This is a genomic window from Commensalibacter intestini A911, from assembly GCF_000231445.1.
Lineage (GTDB): Bacteria > Pseudomonadota > Alphaproteobacteria > Acetobacterales > Acetobacteraceae > Commensalibacter > Commensalibacter intestini.
Genome location: NZ_AGFR01000009.1, coordinates 396,047 through 417,151, shown reverse-complemented (window position 1 = coordinate 417,151; position 21,105 = coordinate 396,047). Strand labels below are relative to the sequence as shown.

Below are 21,105 nucleotides of genomic sequence, written 5' to 3'. Positions count from 1 at the left end.
ATTCCATTTATTATATTAATAAGCAAAGTATTATAGACTTAAATTGCTTGAAATAAACTCTGATTATTCACAAAGTTATTTAACTGCCGATGCGCAATTCCTGCATCAACCCCTAGTTTAATAAGGCTAGAAATCTGAGCTGGATTGGTCAAAAGATTTCTGATCATTTTAGATGTATTTAATTTTCCATCATGAGATAATGCCATACAAGCAAGAGGTGGAAGATCTCTCGATGCTGAATCACAAACCACTCTTAATACAGCAAAAGGAATATTGTGTTCATGACAGTATTTCGCAACAATACCACTTTCCATATCCACAGAAACACAACCTGTCTGCTCAAAAAGCTTTTGTTTTTCAGCAGCTGACGTAATAATCTCATCACTATGAAGCAAAGCACCTAGCCTTACTTTAGATCTTTCAGACCCAAGCTTTAACCGTAATGCTGGATCTGAAATATAATCCTTATCCTCTACATGAATGACGTTCGGAAGTAAAATCGTACCTGCTTTGATCAATGGATCCAATCCAGCTGCAAATCCAAAAGAAACAATAGACGTCACATTCGCAGCAATTAAACGATTTAATGCTGCTTTAGCTCCTTCTTTAGTAGCTCCACTAGCCTCAATCGCCGCTGGATATAAGTGACGAGCTAGCTTCGCCTCTGATTGCATTCCAACCAAAACACCAATACGTTGCATTAAAAACCTACCTCAACTTTACCAGTATTACTGGATTGTAAATTGCGATAACGAGATAACGCAAATAACGGAAAGAACTGACGATATCCATGATAACGCAAATAGAATACTCTTGGAAAACCGACTGCATTATAAGGATCTTCAGCCCATTGACCATCTGTTTCTTGAGTTTCCATCAGCCAACGAATACCTTTTTGCACAGCTGGATGTTTATGCTGCTTTGCAGCCATTAACCCCAATAGTGCCCAAGCTGTTTGAGAAGGAAGACTGGTATGATATTGACCAGGAGTGCCCCCCTCGTAAGACTCTTCACTTTCACCCCACCCACCATCAGGACGCTGAACGCAAGTTAACCAATCCACAGCCTTTTGAACTGCAGGATCTTGATCTGAAATTCCAACAGCATTAAATGCACATAATGCAGACCAAGTGCCATAGATATAATTTGTTCCCCAGCGACCAAACCATGCACCACATTTCTCTTGTTCATCACGAAGATATTGGATACCTCGATCAATAACAGGCTTATCTTCTGGATGTCCTAACTGTGCCAAGAAAGAAATACATCGTGCTGCCACATCAACTGTTGGTGGATCAAGCAGCGCACCATGATCAGAGAATGGAATATGATTTAAAAGCATTTTGTTATTATCAATATCAAATGCTCCCCAACCACCATTGGAACTTTGCATTCCAATAATCCATTGACGCGCACGCTCTATTGATTCTTTATATTCAGGCTTACCCTCTCTATGAAGTAGCATTCCAACAACCGCAGTGTCATCAACATCAGGGTAATAATCATTACGATATTGGAAAGCCCAACCACCAGGAGCCACGTCTGGACAGTTAATTGCCCAATCACCTTTGACATCCAAGATTTGACGATCTTTCAACCATTCTGTTGCCTTAGCAAGCTTTTCCATCGTTTTTTCACGATCTACAGCACGAACACCAGAAGCCGTTTCAATCATTGCATGCCCTGTTAACGCTGTATCCCAAATCGGAGACACACAAGGTTGGCAATAAGCCTCATCATCTTTAATAACTAATAATTTTTTAACAGATTGCCAAGCAATCTCTGCTCTTGGATCACTATCCGGAATACCAAAGCAACGGAAACCCATCACAGTATTTGCCATCGCAGGATAAATCGCCCCCAAACCATCTTCACCATTGAGACGTTCTCTAATAAACTCAATTGCTTTTTTTTGAGCATAACGACGGAAAAATTTTGGAATTATTTTTTCAACTGGACGAACAACTTTGTCCAAATATTTAAATAAATATCCCCAGTTAGAACGAAACGGCCCTTTAATCCATTCTTTAATTTGTTCAGGATGGGTTACAAATAACTCTTGAACATGAATGTTATGACGATTAACAGCACGAGGTTTTAATGAAACCAACAAAACCAAAGGCGCAATAACCGTTCTAGACCAATAGGACATATTCCATACTGAGAATAACGCCCATTTTGGCATTAACATTAATTCAACAGGCATCGCAGGCGTTGCGCGCCAAGGAACTTCACCAAATAAAGCCAATTGTGTACGAGTAAAAACATTTGCAGTTTCTGCGCCACCATGTGCTAAAATTGCAGTTCTTGCGCGCTTCATATGAGGGGCATCAACATCATCCCCAATTGCTTTTAATGCGAAATATGCTTTAACAGAGGCTGAAATATCAAATTTACCACCATAATAAAGTGGCCAACCGCCATGATCCCCTTGAATTCGACGTAAATATACACCGATTTTTTCTTCTAACTTTGTATCGATACGGTCAAGAAAATGTTCTAGTAATACATACTCAGCAGGGATAGTTGCATCGGCCTCTAACTCAAAAACCCAATGTCCATCATCATTTTGAAGACCGGCTAAGACGTTTTGTGCTTGTAGAATAGCATGATCTAATGCATCGTCCTTTATCGTATTTTCCAAAGAGTCAACATGGTCAAGCATAGTCAAATATTTCCTTTTTGTTTATACAATATCAAAGTCTTTGAGAGATCTCTCATCCGTTTAACATCGGCAATCATATCGATTATTAATCAGGTTTTGAAGCAAAAACAGCATCTGCCGCACTAAACCCAGAACGAATTGCACCTTCAATCGTTGCAGGAAGGCCTGTAGCAACCCAATCTCCAGCCAAGAACAAATTATAATATGGCGTATAACAGGATGGGCGACGATAGTTTTGCTCAACCGTGGCCACAAAACTAGCGCGTTTTTCCCATAAAAGACGATAGTTTGGAATTTCTTCAGGTAACGGTGTCTCTACCACAGGAGATAAAACCTCTTTAACTTCTTGCCAAATTAACTCGGCCAGGTTTTCAGATTGACATCCAATAAAGCGATTAGCCGCACTTACCGTAATAGAAATGACACCTGGTTTTACAAAAATCCATTCGCTGATACCACCAATAACACCAACAAATTTTGCCTTATCAACACTGCCCTTAATCCGCAAATTTGGATCAACGGCATAATGTAGATTCAAAATACTTTCAAATTGATTAGGCACTTTAACTTTTGGACAAACAGCCCCTAATATTTGTTCCGCTACATGCGCGCTTAATGCAAGAATAACCGTATCCTGAGAGCCAACTTCTATTTTATTATTATTCATAACAAAATAATCAATTTTACCATCTTCAACATGTAACTCTGAAAGACGAGATTTCAAATGAATCTTACCACCTTGTAATTCAATCAAAGATGTCGCTGGTTGGACAAATGTTTCAGATAATCCTTCTTTAGGGAAGTAAGGAATACAAGCTTTCCCCCCCTTCATCAACGATTGACGCATCACAGAACCTAGTAACAAAGCACTGCCCGCATCACAAGAGGTATTCAGCGCAGAAACAGCAAAAGGTTTTAATAAGCGACGGGCAAACTGTCCATTAACCAAACAATCCGCAACCGTTTGTTGTGTATCTGCCTTTAATAACTTCCATAAAGCAAATAATTCTGGAAATTTAAAATCTGGCACACGATGTTTTGCAAGGAATAACCACCAAGGGAAACGCCCTTTAGATAACAATAAATCCCAACGCTTTCCTAATTCCAAGTCAACAAATGGAAATAGAGGATATCCAGACCCAATCAAGCTATTTGTTGCATCGATCAAACGCAAATATTTAAAAACAGCATCATTTCCAGATAAAATCAAATGATTGCCATTATCAATGGTTCTCTCTAAATGCGTATCATAAAAAGAACGTGCTCTGCCCCCCAAAGAAGGACTGCTCTCATATAAAATAACCTGAGCATCAGATCTCTGAGATAAAGAAACCGCGGCGGAAAGCCCTGCTAATCCACCACCAATAATATGAATATGTTTTTTTACCATCTCAAAATATCTATCTCTTCAATCCAATAAAATTCATGAACACCCCACTGCCCGCCACTGCAATTTTCTCAGGCAAAGACAACGATGCTCTCTTAAAAGGAGGCTTCCATCCTACCTTTTTTTGTTTAGACAATATAAACCCATAGGTAATCGCCATAATTTTTGCAGGAAGTAATGCTTTTTGATTACACTGCGCCATAAATTGACGTGCGAGTTTAAAATGATCCGCAGCTCTATAAGCTAAAATATTACAAACTTGATCAACATCAGGATTAGAAATACATCCTTTGGGATCTAATGGTAAGCGAAACCGTTCTAATAATTCTTTGGGTAAATATAAACGCCCACGCTCAGCGTCTTCTTCGATATCTCTTAGAATATTTGTTAATTGTAAAGCTCGGCCAAGATGATAAGCCACCTCTTGTGCTGCCTGAGAGCTATCACCAAAAATACAAACAGCCAAACGACCCACAGCGGAAGCAACTCGGTCACAATATAGATCTAACGTTTTTTCATCAGGGGCAATAATTGGATGTTCAATATCCATCTCCATGCCCTCAATAATATCAACAAAGTCTTTTTGCTTAAGATCAAAACGCTGAATCGTCGCCATTAATACACGGTCAACTGCATCCTCTTCCTGACCAGCATATAACCGAGATAAACGCTCTCGCCACTCTTGTAATAAACGATGCTTTGTTGGAACTTCACCTTCTTCATCAGCAATATCGTCAACAATCCGACAAAAGCTATAAAGAGCATACATTCCATAACGACGTTCTGGGGACAAAACTTGCATCCCTGCCGCAAAAGAAGTCTTTGATCTGTTCACAATATCTTCTACATAAGTCAAATCAAGTTCGCTGCACCCGATAATCTGTGCTGCTTCTGCTAACGGCTTACGCATAGTTTCTGATCAGACCTTTCTTTAACGACACAATAAACAAGTGTCACAACTACCAATTTGTAAATCAATATACAACCTTAAGCTATATATCTTTTTATACAAATTAAATACAAACGAATTTTGTGCATCCTACATAACATAATATTACATAAAATAACGAAAGGATTTCGAAACTGACAAAATTACATCTTTTTTGCTTAACTTCACACGTCCTGCCACAGGATCTTCATTCCGCAATCTCTGGGCTAAAAATTTAGCTAAATAAACAATCACAGCAGATTCTAAACGTAAGCGTCGATCATGAGTTAAACGAGGTAAATCTTCTGCTTCTTTATTCAACGCATCAACATAATCTAACAATATATTAAAGATTTTTCGTAATGCAAAGCTTGCTTTATCAGCAAGTAAATCTTCAACAACCACGTGATGCTCTTGCATCAAATCCAAAGGGATATAACAACGATCCAACTTAATTAGGTCAGTTTTACAATCTTGCAAATGATTTAAAATCTGCAAAGACGTACATAGTGCATCAGAAGCAGGAACCGTATCTGGTCCCTCTTTATGTAAACTCAATAAAAACCGTCCGACAGGATTAGCAGAATAACGACAATAATGCGTTAACTCTTCTAAAGTTTGATAACGTGTTTTTACAGCATCCTGACGAAAAGCGATAATTAAATCAGTTGCAGTATCAAATGGAACCCCAGTTTCAAGAAAGCTATTATATAAATGTCGTGCAGTCCACACATCAGAACGATCTGGTGCAGGAACATCTTTACATACAACAGCTTCCATTCCATTTAAGCGATTAATTTTTTCTTCGGCACTCAGTGTTTCAGAATCAGCAATATCATCAATGACTCGTGCAAAATCATAATAGGCTTGGACATGAGGCCTCAATTGACGACTAATCAGCAAAGAACCCACAGGAAAATTTTCATCTTTTGCGGCTTTTCCAGAGGAAACATCCTCTTCTCCCCAAATAGAAGAATCATATAAATGCGATTTACTTTGCTGAGCGGATGTCATTCACTATCTCTTTGTATGTTGGCTTGTTGAATATTATCAGAGCTTACCATATCTGGTAAATGAAGATGCAATTCTTTTTTACCATCCCCAATTGCAGGAGCAGTATAAGCCCTACCTTTCCACATCATTCCTTTACCACGGTAATAATTTACCGCAGATCCAATCGTTGCCAATAAATAAAATAAAGCAATAAAAGGTAACGCAAAAATCCATAAAAACGACAGACGAAAACGTGACAAAGTTGGAATAAAAGAACAAATAGAAATACAATAAGCAACAACAGCCAGTTTATGTGCCAGCCCTTGTGCTGTGAAGATTTGTATCAAAGGCACAAACCACATAAAAGACATAAGAGCAATCGTTAATAAAAGAAAAGGAACAGAATAACGTAACTGCACATAAGCTGTTCTGGTAATCATATTCCAAATATCGCTTAGTTCATCATAAGGTCTTAAAGAAGATGCAAGGCTACTATGCCCAAGATAAATATTCCCACCATGCTTCTTAACCAAAGTCGCCAAAGTCACATCATCAATTAATGCTGATTTTAGTGATGCAACACCACCGATTTTATTCAACATCTTGCTACGAATAAGCACCGTTCCGCCTGCTCCAGCAGCAACTTTAGAGCTCTTTTTATTCACACAAGGAAAAGGATACAACATGCAAAAGAAATAAACAAAGGCCGGAATACATGCTTTTTCGTAAATATTTTCACAGCGCAATTGAACCATTTCAGAAACCTGATCCAACTGATCTTTTTGTGCTTTATAGACTAATGTAGAGAGATGAGAAAGTTCATGATCAATATCTGCATCCGTAAAAAAGAAAAATGCGTTTTCCGTTGAGTATCGTTGTTTAATATAATCAACGCCAGTAGATAAGCCCCATAACTTACCACTCCATCCCGTTGGACGGGTTGACGTTTCGATAACATCCAAACGCTCCTGATCTTCAAGCGACAAAGTTTGTCGATAATTCCGAATAATGCCACCTGTATTATCGCTGCTTCCATCATCAACAACTAGAACTCTATATTGCCCCATATAATCCTGATGCAATAAAGAATTTGTAACTTTTTCTATTGTTTCAGCTTCATCACGTGCAGGAATAATCACGTAAACGTCAGGCCATTTTTCTTTAATAGATTCTAACGTTGTTTTTGGAATAGAATAAAGAATAGGACCTCTACGCCAAAAACGTCCATGAAAGAAAAAAAGCACAATCCATAGGATAAATGAGCAAGCTGCAACAATAAGCATCATCTTAAATTCTCTAAATACTACATTAAATATCTGGATATCACTTTAATAAATAGGATATCCATTAAATCATTAAAATTATGTTAATATATTTTTTTAAATGAATCTACTTGCGAACATAGCCTTGTTGATGAAACCAATCGACTGCGTCTTTAATAGCCTCATGTGCGGGACGATGCTTGTATCCCAACCCTTTTTCAGCTTTAGCAGAAGAAAAAAACATCTTTTTATAAGACATCATCAGCATTTCACGCGTTACTCTGGGTTGAATATTAAATCGATTAGCCATCCACTCAGAAACTATCGCTACTGGCCAAATTACCTTTTGATTCAAACGCATTAAAGGCGGTTTTACATTCGCAATCTTAGCTGTCATGGCAAAAAAGTCACAGAGAGACATATTTTCTCCTCCAAGAATATATTTCTCGCCAATCACACCTTTTTCTAACGCCAACAAATGTCCTTCGGCAACATCATCCACATGAACAATATTTAACCCCGTATCCACATAAGCAGGCATTTTCCCTTTTGCACAGTCCAAGATCATCTGCCCTGTTGGTGTTGGTTTAATATCTCTGGGGCCAATCGGTGTAGAAGGATTAACAATAACTGCAGGCAGTTGATTCTCTTTAATTAACTTCAAAACTGCTTGTTCTGCTTCATATTTAGACTGTTTATAAACACCAATAATCTTATGCACAGGGGTGTTTTCATCAGCAATACTCCCATCGCCAATCAACCCCAAGGCAGCAACAGAAGAGCAATAAACAATTTTTTCAACGCCTGCCCTTTGGGCAGCTAGCATTAAACGACGAGTTCCTTCGACGTTAATTTGCATCATACGTGCAGGATCTGGAACCCATAGACGATAATCTGCTGCAACATGGAAAAGATATTTACACCCTTTCAAGGACTCTTCAAAAGCTTCTGGATTTAATAAATCTCCCTCAACAATTTCTGCATCCAGTCCCTGTAAATTCGTTTTATCACTCGTTGAACGCGTTAACAGTTTTAGGCTGTGTCCTCGTTCAATTAATTTACGTGCAACTGCTGAACCTACGAAACCTGTAACCCCAGTAACAAATGTTGAGGCAACCATAAATCCCCCTGATCTAAATATAAAAATTTCCCATATAACGCTGAATCTGCTATTCAAAATTACGTCGAAATATATTGTAATGGATTTCACATATAATTACTATGGATACCATTCAACGAAATAATAATTTCTCTTTTTAAAAGATACACGGTCTGTTTTGAAAAAAATTTCAATTATACTCTTTTTTCTGGGGCTCAGCCTCATTATAGGTGGCGCGGCTTGGATCGGGGCAGATAGTATTTTTAAATCTGTCTTTTCAATTGGATTTGGCAACCTTTTAATTTTATGTGCATGGCAACTTTTAATTATTGTCGTCCTGAGTTGGGCTTGGCATACAATTTGTCCAGCTTTAGGAGTTATACGACTTTTTTGGGCCAGGAATCTAAGAGAAGCTGGCGCAACCTGCCTTCCCTTTTCTCAAATCGGAGGAATCGTTCTTGGGGTTCGTGCTGTTTGTTTCAAAGACTATCGATATATTAAAAACCCTGCCGACCTCTCCACAGCACAAGGAATTAGCTCTAATATCGTTGATATTACCACAGAAACATTGGGACAAGTCGTCTTTATTATCATTGGCATTACGACACTCTTAGTCGGCGGTTATCATACGCAATTACAAGATATCCATATGTTTGGAACTCAAATCAACCTAAAATGGTTCATTATTTTTGGAGTTCTTCTATTAATTTGTGGTTTAGTTCCTTTTATTTGGACACAAAGACAAGGAAATCTATTTTTTCGTAAGATTGTTAATTCATTAAGCTCTAATATTGCACAACAATGGAGCGGAAAAATCGTTTCTAGTGCAGATGCACTACAAGAAGCTTTAGATCAAATCTGGGCTCATCCTAAAAGAGTCGCGATCAGTTGCTTAGTCCACCTCGCAGGATGGATAGGCAGTGGCATTGGCACGTGGATGTGTTATCATTTCTTAGGGGCAGATATTAGCTTACTTGAAGCAATTACCATTGAAGCCCTTGTCTGTGTTGTTTTATCCATTGGTTTCTTAGTCCCTGCCAATATGGGCATACAAGAAGGGGCTTATGTTATTATTGGCGCTATCTTTGGTATCGACCCATCACTATCTTTTGGCCTTTCAATCTTACGTCGCGCCCGCGATCTTATTATCGGCATTCCAGTCTTACTGTTATGGCAATTAGGTGAAATTCGATATTTGCGTAAGAACCCAGAAAAAGAAGCTAAACTCGAGATCACCCCCAATTAAATTTTTATTTTCAACTTTTAATATCGATTATATATCATGAACACACCTATCTTTAATTGCGTTACTGTTATCGGGCCTGGCCTTATTGGCTCTTCTATTTTAAGACGTATTAAAAAAGATCGCTCAATCGCGACCCACAGCGTTGCTTATGATAGTAATCCAGACGTCTGTAATCGCGTTAAAGAACTACAAATCGCAGATGAAGTTTGTTTCGATCCAAAGTCAGCTGTAGAAAATGCAGACTGCGTTGTCCTCGCCATTCCTGTTGGTGCTATGGAGGAAGTTACAAAACAAATTATCCCTTATATGAAAAAAGGAGCCATCCTAACAGATACAGGATCAACCAAAGCCTCTGTCATTGCTGCCATTGAACCGCACCTTACCCCAGATATTATTTTTGTTCCTGCTCATCCTATGGCTGGCACTGAATTTTCTGGACCCGATGCTGGATTTGATACATTATTTGAAAATCGCTGGTGCTTAATTACCCCAACTGCCAACACATCCCAAGAAGGGATCAATAAAATTACGACTTTTTGGCAAACAATGGGCGCAAACACACGGATCTTAGCCATAAAACATCATGATAAAGTCTGTGCAATCGTCAGTCACTTACCACATTTAATTGCATTTACCATTTGTAATACCGCTGATAGTTTAGAAGAAGAAACAAGATCTGAAGTCTTAGACTATGCAGCTTCTGGTTTCAGAGACTTCACTCGCGTGGCTTCTTCCGACCCCACCATGTGGCGTGATGTCTTTATCAATAATCGTGAAGCGATTTTAGAAATGCTCGCACGTTTTACCGAAGATGCCCAAGCCATGGCCAAAGCTATTCGCTGGAAAGATGAAGACTATATTACTGAGACCATACAAAAAGGGCGTCGTATCCGAAAATCTCTGATCGATAACAAACAAGTGCAGTAGCAAACTAAAGAATATACTATCACCAGATCCATTTATCCTTTACTTTAGTTCTGTATTATTCTGAAATACAAAAGAATAAGGTTATTGTAATGACACACACCCCCTCCGTTCCAGAGCCTTTAACGGTAAAACAACTGATTAACAGCTTTGATTGGAACGGAACTTCTTTAGGCGCTCAAAATTCGTGGCCTGCTAATTTAAAAATCATTTTATCTTTAGTATTAGATACCTCATTACCCATGGTGATTTATTGGGGAAAAGGAAATGTTGCTTTATATAATGATGCTTATGCAAAGCTGATTGGTTCTAAACATCCTGCTTTATTAGGCAGACCGTTAATGGATGTATGGCCAGAACGTAAAGCTTATTTCAACCAAATTGTCAGCTCTATTTATCAAAAAGAAACCATTAAATATACGACAGACTACCATATTCCAGGACTTGATAACCAACACTTAACCAATACACAAATTGAGGTTACTTTCAGCCCAATCCTTGACGATCATAACCTCGTACAAGGCATGTTAAGTATGATCACACATATCAAGGAACCAACAGTCCCTTCATCTACCCAAACTATTGAACAATTAATTGGTGGATTGGCACATGATTTTAATACATTACTCGCAGGAATTATTGGCAACTTAGAACTCATGCAGATGCGTATTGATCAAAGCAAACTTAATATGTTGCCTTCTTATATTGAAGCTGCACAAAAAGCCGCAACCAAAGCCACAGAGATCACTCATCAGCTACTCTCTTTTTCAAGACGACAAACTTTAATTCCACATGTAATTGATCCCAACCATACCATAAAAGCATTGCTGGATACCTTTTATAATTTTATTAAAGAAGACAGCATTAAACAGCTTATTAATATACAGATCCAGCTAGAACCTATGATCTGGTCTATTTTCTGCGACCCTGAACACTTAAAGAATGCCCTTTTTCATATTTTTAAAAATTCTTGTGAATCTATTCACTCTTCAGGCGGTCATATTTTAATCACCACACAGAATATAACCATTACCTCCACGAATCCTCTGCGCCAATTCATTAAACCTGATGATTATATTGTCATTATGATTGAAGATAATGGCGAAGGCATGCCTCCAGAGATGATCAGCAGAGCAACAGACCCATTCTTTACAACTAAGCCTTTAGGTAAACGGGCTGGGCTTGGATTGTCAATGGCTTATGGATTTACGAAACAATCTAACGGACATTTAGGCATTATTTCCCACCCTCATAAAGGAACGACTGTCAGCCTTTATTTGCCACGCTATCATCGCCCTTTAATGATACAAACATTGGATAATCATCATGAAAAAGCAAAAATATATAAAGCACTGCTAATTTCACAAGATAGTCACTTATGTATGCTGCTAAGTGAAAACTTAGAAGATTTAGGTTACTCCATGGCGATTGCTCAAACTAGAAAAGAAACACTTGCACTTTTAAAAAATGATGGTTTTTTCAATTTTGTTGCTATTGATATCCGTCTTTTACCAGATGTAAAAGAAGAATTTATAGACGCGATTCAGCAAATCTGCCCTAAAATATCTATTTTATTTATTACAGGATACGAAGAAACACCAAGCAAGTTGAAAAAATTTATTAATGCGCAGAGTTTTGTTATTAGAAAACCAATTACACATACTATGTTGGCTGATTGTATCAAAGCAATGGAAAACGCCAGAAGTAAAACGTAAGTCGTAAAGAGAAGAATAAATCTTCCCCTTACGTTTGTTAAATATTATTCAACATCAACAACACGAATAAGATTCGTGCTACCTGCTTGACCAAAAGGCATACCAGCGATCACAACCATATGATCCCCTTTTGTCACAACTTTATAGCTTTTCACAATACGAGAAGCTTCTGCAACCATATCTTCAACGCTACAAGCTGGATTATCAACTGTCACTGAATGATAAGGATGAACACCCCAAGCTAATGCTAATTTTCTAGCAGCTTCTAATGTTGGTGTTACCCCAAAAATCATTGAATTTGGACGTTCTCTGGACATACGTTGTGCGGTTTTACCTCTTCTTGTAAACGCAACAACAGCAGGTGTTGCCAACGTATTACAAATTGTTTGAGCAGCAGCAACAATCGCATCTGCAACATTGTGATGAGGTTCTTCACGTGTTGCTTCCATAAGCTTACGCCATTCTTCATCTTTTTCAACACGACTAATGATACGATCCATGATGCTTACAGCTTCTTTTGGATATTGACCAGCAGCACTTTCTGCTGAAAGCATCACGGCATCCGCACCTTCAAACACAGCGGTTGCAATATCAGAAGCTTCTGCACGTGTTGGTGTTGGAGACGAAATCATGCTTTCCAACATTTGAGTTGCCACGATTACTGGTTTGCCCAAGCTACGAGCTTTACGGATGATTTTAATTTGAGCCAATGGAACTTCTTCAGGAGGCATTTCAACCCCAAGATCACCACGAGCAACCATCACACCATCTGTCAATTCTAAGATAGCATCAATGTTTTGCATTGCTTGTGGTTTTTCCATTTTGGTCACAATCCATGCACGACCATTAGAAATATCTTTTGCTTCTTGAACATCTTCTGGACGTTGAACAAAAGAAAGACCAATGAAATCAACCCCTAATTCCAATGCAAACTTAAGATCTTTATGATCTTTTTCTGTTAATGCTGGAATTGGCAATACCATATCAGGAACGTTAACCCCTTTATGATTTGACAAAGCGCCACCAACAACAACTTCAGTTTCTAAGAAATCTTTACCAACTTTACGAACAATCAAACAAAGTTTGCCATCATCTAGCAACAAACGACACCCAGGTTCTGCACTGTTGATAATTTCTGGATGTGGTAAACAAACGCGTTTATCTGTTCCAAGTTCTTTATCTAGATCCAAACGAAATGTTGCGCCTGTTTTTAAAGTCACTTTACCTTCAGCAAAGTCACCAACGCGTAATTTAGGTCCTTGAATATCGGCAAGAACACCAATGACTTTACCTGTTTCTTTTTCAAGTTCACGAATAATGTTATATCGTGCACCTTGCTCTTCATGAGAACCATGAGAGAAGTTTAAACGAAAAACATCAACACCGGCAAAAAACAATGTTCTGATCATTTCTTTTGTCGAAGATGCTGGCCCTAAAGTAGAAACAATTTTAGTGCGACGACCTCTTAACAAGCTAGCTTTATCTTCCATGTATCTAATTCCTTATATTCTAAATTAATGAATCAACTATTTTGCGTTTCACCGCGATCATAGATAAAAATTGATTCTCAAATAACCTAATGTGCTTCTATCACTTCTTGAGGCATAATTCCCCAAAAACTGTTTCGAGGTATCCAGCCATTATACCCCTTAATTGCAACTTTACACCAATCTGAACCTGCTGGACATTCTTTAATACTTCCAACAACCCCAGGCTTTAAAACCGCCACAGGAGTTGCTGTATCTTTTGCTTCAGATCTAAGAATAATGCTATTTTTTCCAGATTGTATGGATTGAGCATCCGCAATATATCCAACAATACGGCTGTCCATATGCTCTGTTTTCTTTTTATCGGCATCTTTATTTTCTGAGCCAGCCATTTCTTGTCCAGTAGACAAAGGCGCACCTGAAATCAAAAACGAACGACCTCCAGACAAAATAGCTTGCTGTATCCATCCTTTTTGCCCATCAGCATCTTCTACTAAACGCCAGATATCAAACTCACGAATTATTTTAACTGGCATTCCACGACGATGATACGTCCAAATTACAGGATAACGAGCCCCTGGCCCTGCACGCATATTGACCTCATCAGAGCGTAAGGACGCAAAATAAGGTAGTGGTTTCTTTGTTACTGCTCCTTGTTCAGACGCATCAGGGGTGGCTGGAACGACTTGACCTGTACCATTAACAACAGGAAGATTCCCACTTTGTGGTGGTAAGGTTTGAACTGATCCTGAAGCAAGAAGAGAAGCTTTATTAGGTGCAACACTGGGTGCATATTGTTTTTCTTGTTGAGTTTGTGCATATCCAGATAAAGGGAAAGCAAACCCTAAAGCCAAAACTCCCCCTAAAAAACATGTACTAACTTTATGCCGACTCAGATTTTTAGACATCAATAATTTAGAAAAACAATATTTCATACGATTCTATCTTTCAAAGATATAAATTTTACTTCGAAATAAATAAATAATTTAATAGCTTTTATATTCATAATATAAAAACGCGCTAATGTTAATATTCCATCTTAAGATTATTTATATAAACACTCTACAAATGAGAAACTCTCTCTTTTACAAAAACAATATTCATCTCGTTCATTTTGCCTTATAATAAGAAAATGTTTATATTTTGGCTATATCGTAGCTCATTAATAGATATTTGCTATGAAAATTTCATTTATTGATTTTATGTTAGCATGTTTAAATGATAGAATTTAATTTTAAAGGAGTAATGCATGCGTTTTTTATTTTCAAAAAAATGGAATTTTTTCTTTATCTTTGCTTTTTTAGGTGGGTTTTATATGACTTACCCCTACATGACCCTATGGTCTATTTCAAAAGCAATGCAAACGCATGATACAAAACAATTATTAACTTACCTAGATTGGCAGGCCATCAAAACAAATTTGCAAACAGACCTTGCACACAGCATCCAAAGCACTCCCACAACTAATGACGAACTTCCTGACTTTGGAAACTCTTTTGCGACGACTGCCATTTCAAATGCTGTAGATCTCCATGTAACACCTGAAAATCTCACACGATTTATTAATCAAATAAAAGAAGATTCTTCGCAACAACATTTATCTATAATGGCGGCTTTATTACAATCTTTTATGGACACACATATTCACTTTATGTCTCCTACCTATTTAAAGGCGAATATTATCACTCCTGGAGAACAAAAAGATCCTATTCAAATGACTATGCAGCTACAACATTGGAGATGGAAAGTAACATCTTTTAAATTCTCTGAACAACGTACTTTCCAATTTTTTCAACAATCAAATCTATAAAATTTATGTCAAATCTTCTTCTAATATCGTCAAAGAAATCGCATAAGAAACTTCTCCCTCATCTTCGTCACGATATACAGTACCAATGGATTCTAAGTTCTTACCATTTTGAACATATAATTCTACGGGTTGCCCGGAACGCTTTGGCAAAATAACTTTAAGACAATCACTGCCCAATTTTTTTTGCAAATACTGTTCTAAAACTTCTGCTTCTTTAGCTTGTATTGGCATTTTTACTGCACTCCTTTAATCATCATACTCACAGATATGAGTTATATAAACAATTTTCTGCTAATTTTATACCATTATTATGCCATTTTTTAGTAAAACAATTTACTTTATTTAGTTAACTTATACAATTTTGGTAAAAAATATGAAAAAATACACTTTTCACGTTATTCGTTACAGCATTATTTTACTACCAATGTTGTTACTAATATTCGTCATTACACATATTCACAATAGCACAAAATCAAACTACGCCTTTGCTAACAATCATATATCAACACAAGTTAGACCTCCTGATATGTTATCAAGTAGCCAATTACAAAGCATCATGAGTCTTAAAAGAGATACTTTGGTCCACGAACTACTTCCCTTTTTACCAACAGAACTAAAAATAAACTAGCAAAATAAAAACGTCTACTCAGTAAAATACAACCCGATAAACCTTAACAACAAACTTTGTATGTCCTTAGCTTCTTTGCGAATCATGTATTTGTGATGAATCAACCACAACTAACTTATCCCCAGCCAAAGGCGTAGACTGTCGGTTTTTTAATAAAACAGAACTAAAACGCTTATCTTTATGGGCCGCTTGATTATACAAGGCATCAATAATCCCATTCTGATCAATAAACTGATTCATTTTTGCAGCTACACGAACACATCCTTCAGACGCCGGTCGTCCCAAGCGTTGTTCTAAAAAATCAGGGTCGGTTGCGTGCATTTCCAAACGAATTTGCCCTTTTTCCCTATTAGGTAACCAGCCTTTTTCAGCCCATTGCCATCCGAAATCCCAAACACGCATCCCTTTAACGCCATTACCTCGAATGCCATTTTTATTTTTAGTACCTAATGCTCGATAGCCTATACGTTCAATCGTATTATAAAAAACACCTGTTGGCGTAATATAATAAAGTTTACGTCCTGTATTTCCTGTTGAGACTTTACCACCTCCAAGCGCTCTCCACTCTCCTTGCCCTTTTGGAAACGCCAAAACAAAGCATAATTCTTGTACTTTTGGATTTCTATCAACCACAATTAATAATTGTGGTCTTTTAACAGGGGGACCTTTACGTTCCATTTCTTCTTTTGCTAATTGAACCCACTTGCGATTTCGTTGCTCTGAATAAATCATGGCATTCGGAACGGATTTCTTCAACAACGCAGTTAGTCGAGCTGCTTCTTTATAAGCTTGCTCCGACGTTAAAGAAGGTAAAAATGGTAACCCGTGTATCTCATGTTCTTTTTTAAATAAAGATGTGTCGGCATACTCATAAAAATGAACATAGGAGCGATTAGCATTAGGATCAGGAATAGGTGTATAAGGAGGTGTATCCTCTAACCCTTTAATATCATCCTGCACATTAAAAGAGGTAGGTACTGCTTGCACTTGTATTTGCGTCCATATTGCCAAAGCGCCAAGAACACTAATCGCAAATACATGATGCCTCATCCTGTCTTCCCCTTTAAACTCTATTTTTTAATAAATTTACAGAAAATTTACTGTAATAGAATATCAAAACAAAGAAAATAGATTTTATATTGTTACAGGTGAATTGATCTTTTCTGTGTTCCCAAAGCTGCTTCTTTAATCGATTCTGTCAAAGTCGGATGAGCATGACAGGTCAATGCAATATCCTCTGCAGAGGCTCCGAAATTCATTGCCAATACAATTTCAGCAATCATTTCGCTACAATGTGGGCCGATAATGTGAGCTCCCAAGACTTTATTCGTTCGTTTGTCTGACAAAATCTTTACAAAACCATCCGTCTTATTCATTGCACGTGCACGTCCATTAGCACTAAATGGAAATTTACCAATTGTGTATTCAATAGACTCAGCCTGTAAAGCCTCCTCTGTTTTTCCTACCATCGCAATCTCTGGATCCGTATAGACAACGCTAGGAATAAGTTCATAATTCACATGAGGCTTCTGTCCTGCTAATAACTCAGCTACAGCAACCCCCTCCTCTTCAGCTTTATGCGCCAACATAGGCCCCGTAATCACATCCCCAATCGCATATATTCCAGCAATATTGGTTTGGAATTCAGTATTTACCGCAATACGTCCTTTGTCATCCAATATAATACCCAAAACTTCTAGACCTAACCCTTGAGTTACAGGACGACGCCCCACAGAAACCAACACCACATCTGCCGATAAATGTTCAGTCTTATCTCCAGCAGCATTTGTAATAGTTAGCTGGGATTGTAAACCTTCTTTATCAATTTTTTCGACCTTATGAGCCAACTTTAACGAGATCCCTTGTTTTTCTAAAATCTTAGCAAACGTCAAAGAAACCTCTTTATCAAACCTTGGCAGCAAACGATCAAAATATTCAATAATCGTTACTTTTGCGCCTAAACGATGCCAAACGCTACCTAACTCGATACCAATCACTCCTCCGCCAATCACCACCATATGTTCTGGCACTTTTTCAAGAGCCAATGCTCCTGTCGAAGTTATAACTTGTTTCTCATCAATCTCTACTCCTGACAAAGAAACACTTTCGCTTCCCGTAGCAATCAAAATAGAACGTGCAGTTACGATTGTATCATCTATTGAAACATGACCAGGCGCAGTAATGGTTGCGGTTCCTTTTAACCACGTGATTTTATTTTTCTTTAAGAGAAATTCTACTCCAGCAACATTGGCATCAATAACGGATTGTTTATGTGCCTGCATTTTTGCCAAATCAAGCTGTACATCTTTAACAATAACGCCTAGATTCTCAAATTGAGTTTGGACTGCTTCATATTGTTCAGACGCATATAACAAAGCTTTTGATGGAATACAGCCAACATTCAGACAAGTCCCACCCAAGGTGGATCTTTTCTCAACACAAGCCACTTTCATTCCGAGTTGAGCCGCACGAATAGCAGCCACATATCCCCCAGGCCCTGCGCCGATCACAATTAAATCATAATCTGTGACCTCTGCTAAACTTGCTTTTTGAACCTCCGTCTCAACAACAGGAGCAACTGAAACAACGGGATCCAAAGCCCCTACATCAGTTGCATCATGAATAGTTACCAATAACTTACCAACAGAGACCTCATCGCCTACGGCAACTTGATACTGCCCTACTACGCCAGCAATAGGTGCTGAAACTTCCACATTCACCTTATCTGTTTCTAACTCAACGACAGCTTCATCAGCGCAAACCGAATCCCCAGGTTGTTTTAACCATTTAGAAACAACTGCAGAAGTAATACTTTCGCCTAAAACTGGAACAATAATTTCCGCAGCCATCAGGGTAACCTTCCTTTAATAATAAGAATCAATATATTCGTTCTACGTAAAGCATTATTGATACAAACAATCACTTCATTATTTATCTTTAATTATAGATAAGCCATTTATAAACATACTATCAAAAATGTTGCCTCTGCAATGGGAAACAAAGCGGTTGCCAGTGATGGTTATACCAATCCTGGTGCCAGAGGGACCATTGCCTAAGTTTTTTACATGTAGCGTTTAAAACATCAATTAATTCGCTAACTCGATCTCGGAAATAATGGAATTCTAAATTGATTTCTTGATCATTATCAATATCAGCTTGATGTAGAGTATAATTATAAAAATATATCGTTCTGAAATCATAACTATATACTATGGAATCAGGGGGGATATTTTATTCCAACGGTTGGATCATCATCGCCCATTTGTTCACTATTATATCGATATGTATCAGCCATGGCTTTCAGCTACATGTCTTCGAATACACAAATATCATTTGCAGAAGTACGTGCATCTGTATCATTGTAACATTGTTTGACGACATCAATAATTCTGTGAAGCCTGTCGATTAAGTTAAGCGAACAATAGCTGGAGCCAAGGCATAACGGCTACATCAAATGTTTTTTGTGGTAGCCGTAAGAATATTTCCTTCCCTTTTTGTTCCTTCTGTATGAGAAACCATCGGGATTGCCAATAGTGCAAGGGCTACAAAAAGTTTTTTTTATGATTCATCCTGAATGATAAGCATTTTATTGATCGTTAATATATCGAAAATAACATTCTGCGCAAATGGAACCAAAAACGCTATTATTTACCCTTTTATATTGACCACATCCAATTAAAGATAAATCTCTAAACATCCAATAATAAACGCTCTGGATGCTCAATTTTATCTTTGATATGCACTAAAAAGCTCACAGCTTCTTTACCATCCACAATACGATGATCATAAGACAACGCCAAATACATCATTGGACGAATAACGACTTGGCCATTTTCAGCAATCGGACGTTCTTTAATTGCATGCATCCCCAAAATACCTGACTGAGGCATATTGATAATTGGAGTAGACATCAAAGACCCATAAATCCCACCATTCGTAATAGAGAACGTGCCATTTGATAAATCATCAAGTTTTAACTGATTACTACGTGCTTTTTGTGCGAAATTCGCAATCTGCATTTCAATTTCAGCAAAGCTCATTTGATCTGCATCACGCAAGACAGGCACCACCAATCCATTCGGCCCACCGATTGCAATCCCCATATTTACAAAATGACGATAGATAATATCTTCCCCATCAATTTGTGCGTTAATCGCAGGATATTCTTGCAAAGCAGATACGGTTGCTTTTACAAAAAAAGACATAAACCCAAGCCGCGCACCCTCATGTCTTTTATTAAATGCGTCTTTATATTCTGTGCGCATTTTCATAATCGCAGACATATCGACTTCATTAAAAGTCGTTAACATTGCTGCTGTTTCTTGGGCATTTTTTAAGCGTCTAGCAATCGTGCGACGCAACCTTGTCATTTTGACACGCTCTTCACGAGGGTCATCTTCACGAGCCGAAACAGGCGATGGTGCAGTTACAAGTTTATGCCCATCACTCTCAACAAAATTCACCACATCATCTCGCGTAATACGACCATCTTTCCCTGTGCCTTGTCCGATTTGTGTCGCAGTAATCTGTTTTTCATCCATCATTTTACGTGCTGCTGGCATTGGTTGATGTGTTTGAGGCTCTTGACCAACTGTCTCCACGCGCTTAGATGTTTCAACCTGTGAAATTGCTGTTAGGCCTTGAGACTTTACAACTTGTGCATTTCCCTCTTCAATTGTTGTCAGTACAGCTCCAACCGCCACTTCATCTCCAGCTTGAACAAAATGAACTCCCAAAATCCCCGCTTGTGGTGCTACAACCTCAACACTCACTTTATCCGTTTCCAACTCGATAACAGCCTCATCTATTGCGACTAATTCGCCTGGTTGCTTAAGCCATTTTGCAATCGTTGCAACTGAAATACTTTCTCCAAGTTGAGGGACTTTAATCTCTACTGACATTATTACTTACTTTCTTATTTATGCTGTCTTTATCATTTTTATCGTAATAAAATTAAGCTT

17 protein-coding genes are annotated in these 21,105 nt (G+C 38.0%); 4 read left to right on the top strand and 13 right to left on the bottom strand.

Annotated elements, in window-relative coordinates:
* Positions 1-38: 38 nt before the first annotated feature.
* The 7 genes from CIN_RS09025 to hpnA form a co-directional block, all read right to left on the bottom strand.
* On the bottom strand, positions 39-701 hold the full coding sequence (locus CIN_RS09025; RefSeq protein ID WP_008854780.1) for a phosphorylase family protein: 663 nt from the start codon (positions 699-701) through the stop codon (positions 39-41).
* Positions 701-2,665, bottom strand: a complete 1,965-nt coding sequence (shc, locus tag CIN_RS09020; protein ID WP_008854779.1) for a squalene--hopene cyclase — start codon at positions 2,663-2,665, stop codon at positions 701-703. Before shc ends, CIN_RS09025 begins: the two co-directional genes overlap by 1 nt.
* A gap of 85 nt (positions 2,666-2,750) precedes the next feature.
* Positions 2,751-4,055, bottom strand: a complete 1,305-nt coding sequence (gene hpnE, locus CIN_RS09015; protein ID WP_008854778.1) for a hydroxysqualene dehydroxylase HpnE — start codon at positions 4,053-4,055, stop codon at positions 2,751-2,753.
* Positions 4,056-4,065: 10 nt separating this feature from the next.
* A complete protein-coding gene (gene hpnD, locus CIN_RS09010; RefSeq protein WP_008854777.1) occupies positions 4,066-4,962 on the bottom strand; it encodes a presqualene diphosphate synthase HpnD in 897 nt (298 codons plus the stop codon).
* A gap of 144 nt (positions 4,963-5,106) precedes the next feature.
* A complete protein-coding gene (locus CIN_RS09005) occupies positions 5,107-5,994 on the bottom strand; it encodes a squalene/phytoene synthase family protein (protein WP_008854776.1) in 888 nt (295 codons plus the stop codon).
* Positions 5,991-7,259, bottom strand: a complete 1,269-nt coding sequence (locus CIN_RS09000; RefSeq protein ID WP_008854775.1) for a glycosyltransferase — start codon at positions 7,257-7,259, stop codon at positions 5,991-5,993. The genes CIN_RS09005 and CIN_RS09000 overlap by 4 nt, the downstream gene beginning before the upstream one ends.
* 103 nt (positions 7,260-7,362) lie before the next feature.
* Positions 7,363-8,355: a hopanoid-associated sugar epimerase gene (gene hpnA / locus CIN_RS08995; protein WP_008854774.1), complete on the bottom strand. Its 993-nt coding sequence runs from the start codon at positions 8,353-8,355 to the stop codon at positions 7,363-7,365.
* A gap of 157 nt (positions 8,356-8,512) precedes the next feature.
* On the opposite strand from hpnA, the gene CIN_RS08990 reads away from it, so the two are divergent.
* From CIN_RS08990 to CIN_RS08980, 3 genes are all read left to right on the top strand, one after another.
* A complete protein-coding gene (locus tag CIN_RS08990) occupies positions 8,513-9,580 on the top strand; it encodes a lysylphosphatidylglycerol synthase domain-containing protein (RefSeq protein ID WP_008854773.1) in 1,068 nt (355 codons plus the stop codon).
* A gap of 36 nt (positions 9,581-9,616) precedes the next feature.
* Positions 9,617-10,507, top strand: coding sequence for a prephenate dehydrogenase/arogenate dehydrogenase family protein (locus CIN_RS08985; RefSeq protein WP_008854772.1), 891 nt, complete (start codon positions 9,617-9,619; stop codon positions 10,505-10,507).
* Between the two features lie 89 nt (positions 10,508-10,596).
* Complete coding sequence (locus CIN_RS08980; RefSeq protein WP_008854771.1) at positions 10,597-12,219, top strand: ATP-binding protein; 1,623 nt, start codon at positions 10,597-10,599, stop codon at positions 12,217-12,219.
* 44 nt (positions 12,220-12,263) lie between these two features.
* Here CIN_RS08980 and pyk read toward each other — a convergent pair whose 3' ends face one another.
* Positions 12,264-13,709 carry a pyruvate kinase gene (gene pyk / locus CIN_RS08975; RefSeq protein WP_008854770.1) on the bottom strand — a complete coding sequence of 482 codons (1,446 nt, stop codon included), beginning with the start codon at positions 13,707-13,709 and terminating at the stop codon, positions 12,264-12,266.
* Between the two features lie 86 nt (positions 13,710-13,795).
* Positions 13,796-14,641: an SH3 domain-containing protein gene (locus tag CIN_RS08970; RefSeq protein ID WP_050798408.1), complete on the bottom strand. Its 846-nt coding sequence runs from the start codon at positions 14,639-14,641 to the stop codon at positions 13,796-13,798.
* Positions 14,642-14,955: 314 nt separating this feature from the next.
* On the opposite strand from CIN_RS08970, the gene CIN_RS08965 reads away from it, so the two are divergent.
* Positions 14,956-15,516, top strand: a complete 561-nt coding sequence (locus tag CIN_RS08965; RefSeq protein ID WP_008854768.1) for a DUF2939 domain-containing protein — start codon at positions 14,956-14,958, stop codon at positions 15,514-15,516.
* 3 nt (positions 15,517-15,519) lie between these two features.
* Here the strand turns inward: CIN_RS08965 and CIN_RS08960 are convergent, their stop codons facing one another.
* The 4 genes from CIN_RS08960 to odhB form a co-directional block, all read right to left on the bottom strand.
* Entirely contained in the window at positions 15,520-15,747 is a 228-nt protein-coding gene (locus tag CIN_RS08960) for a DUF3126 family protein (RefSeq protein ID WP_008854767.1), read from the bottom strand.
* A 463-nt stretch (positions 15,748-16,210) separates the two neighbouring features.
* The gene (locus CIN_RS08955; protein WP_008854766.1) at positions 16,211-17,194 is read right to left on the bottom strand and encodes a L,D-transpeptidase; all 984 of its coding nucleotides are present in this window, start codon (positions 17,192-17,194) and stop codon (positions 16,211-16,213) included.
* A gap of 92 nt (positions 17,195-17,286) precedes the next feature.
* Positions 17,287-18,993, bottom strand: a complete 1,707-nt coding sequence (gene lpdA / locus CIN_RS08950; RefSeq protein ID WP_008854765.1) for a dihydrolipoyl dehydrogenase — start codon at positions 18,991-18,993, stop codon at positions 17,287-17,289.
* 840 nt (positions 18,994-19,833) lie between these two features.
* Positions 19,834-21,045 carry a 2-oxoglutarate dehydrogenase complex dihydrolipoyllysine-residue succinyltransferase gene (gene odhB / locus CIN_RS08945; protein WP_008854764.1) on the bottom strand — a complete coding sequence of 404 codons (1,212 nt, stop codon included), beginning with the start codon at positions 21,043-21,045 and terminating at the stop codon, positions 19,834-19,836.
* Between the last annotated feature and the right edge of the window lie 60 nt (positions 21,046-21,105).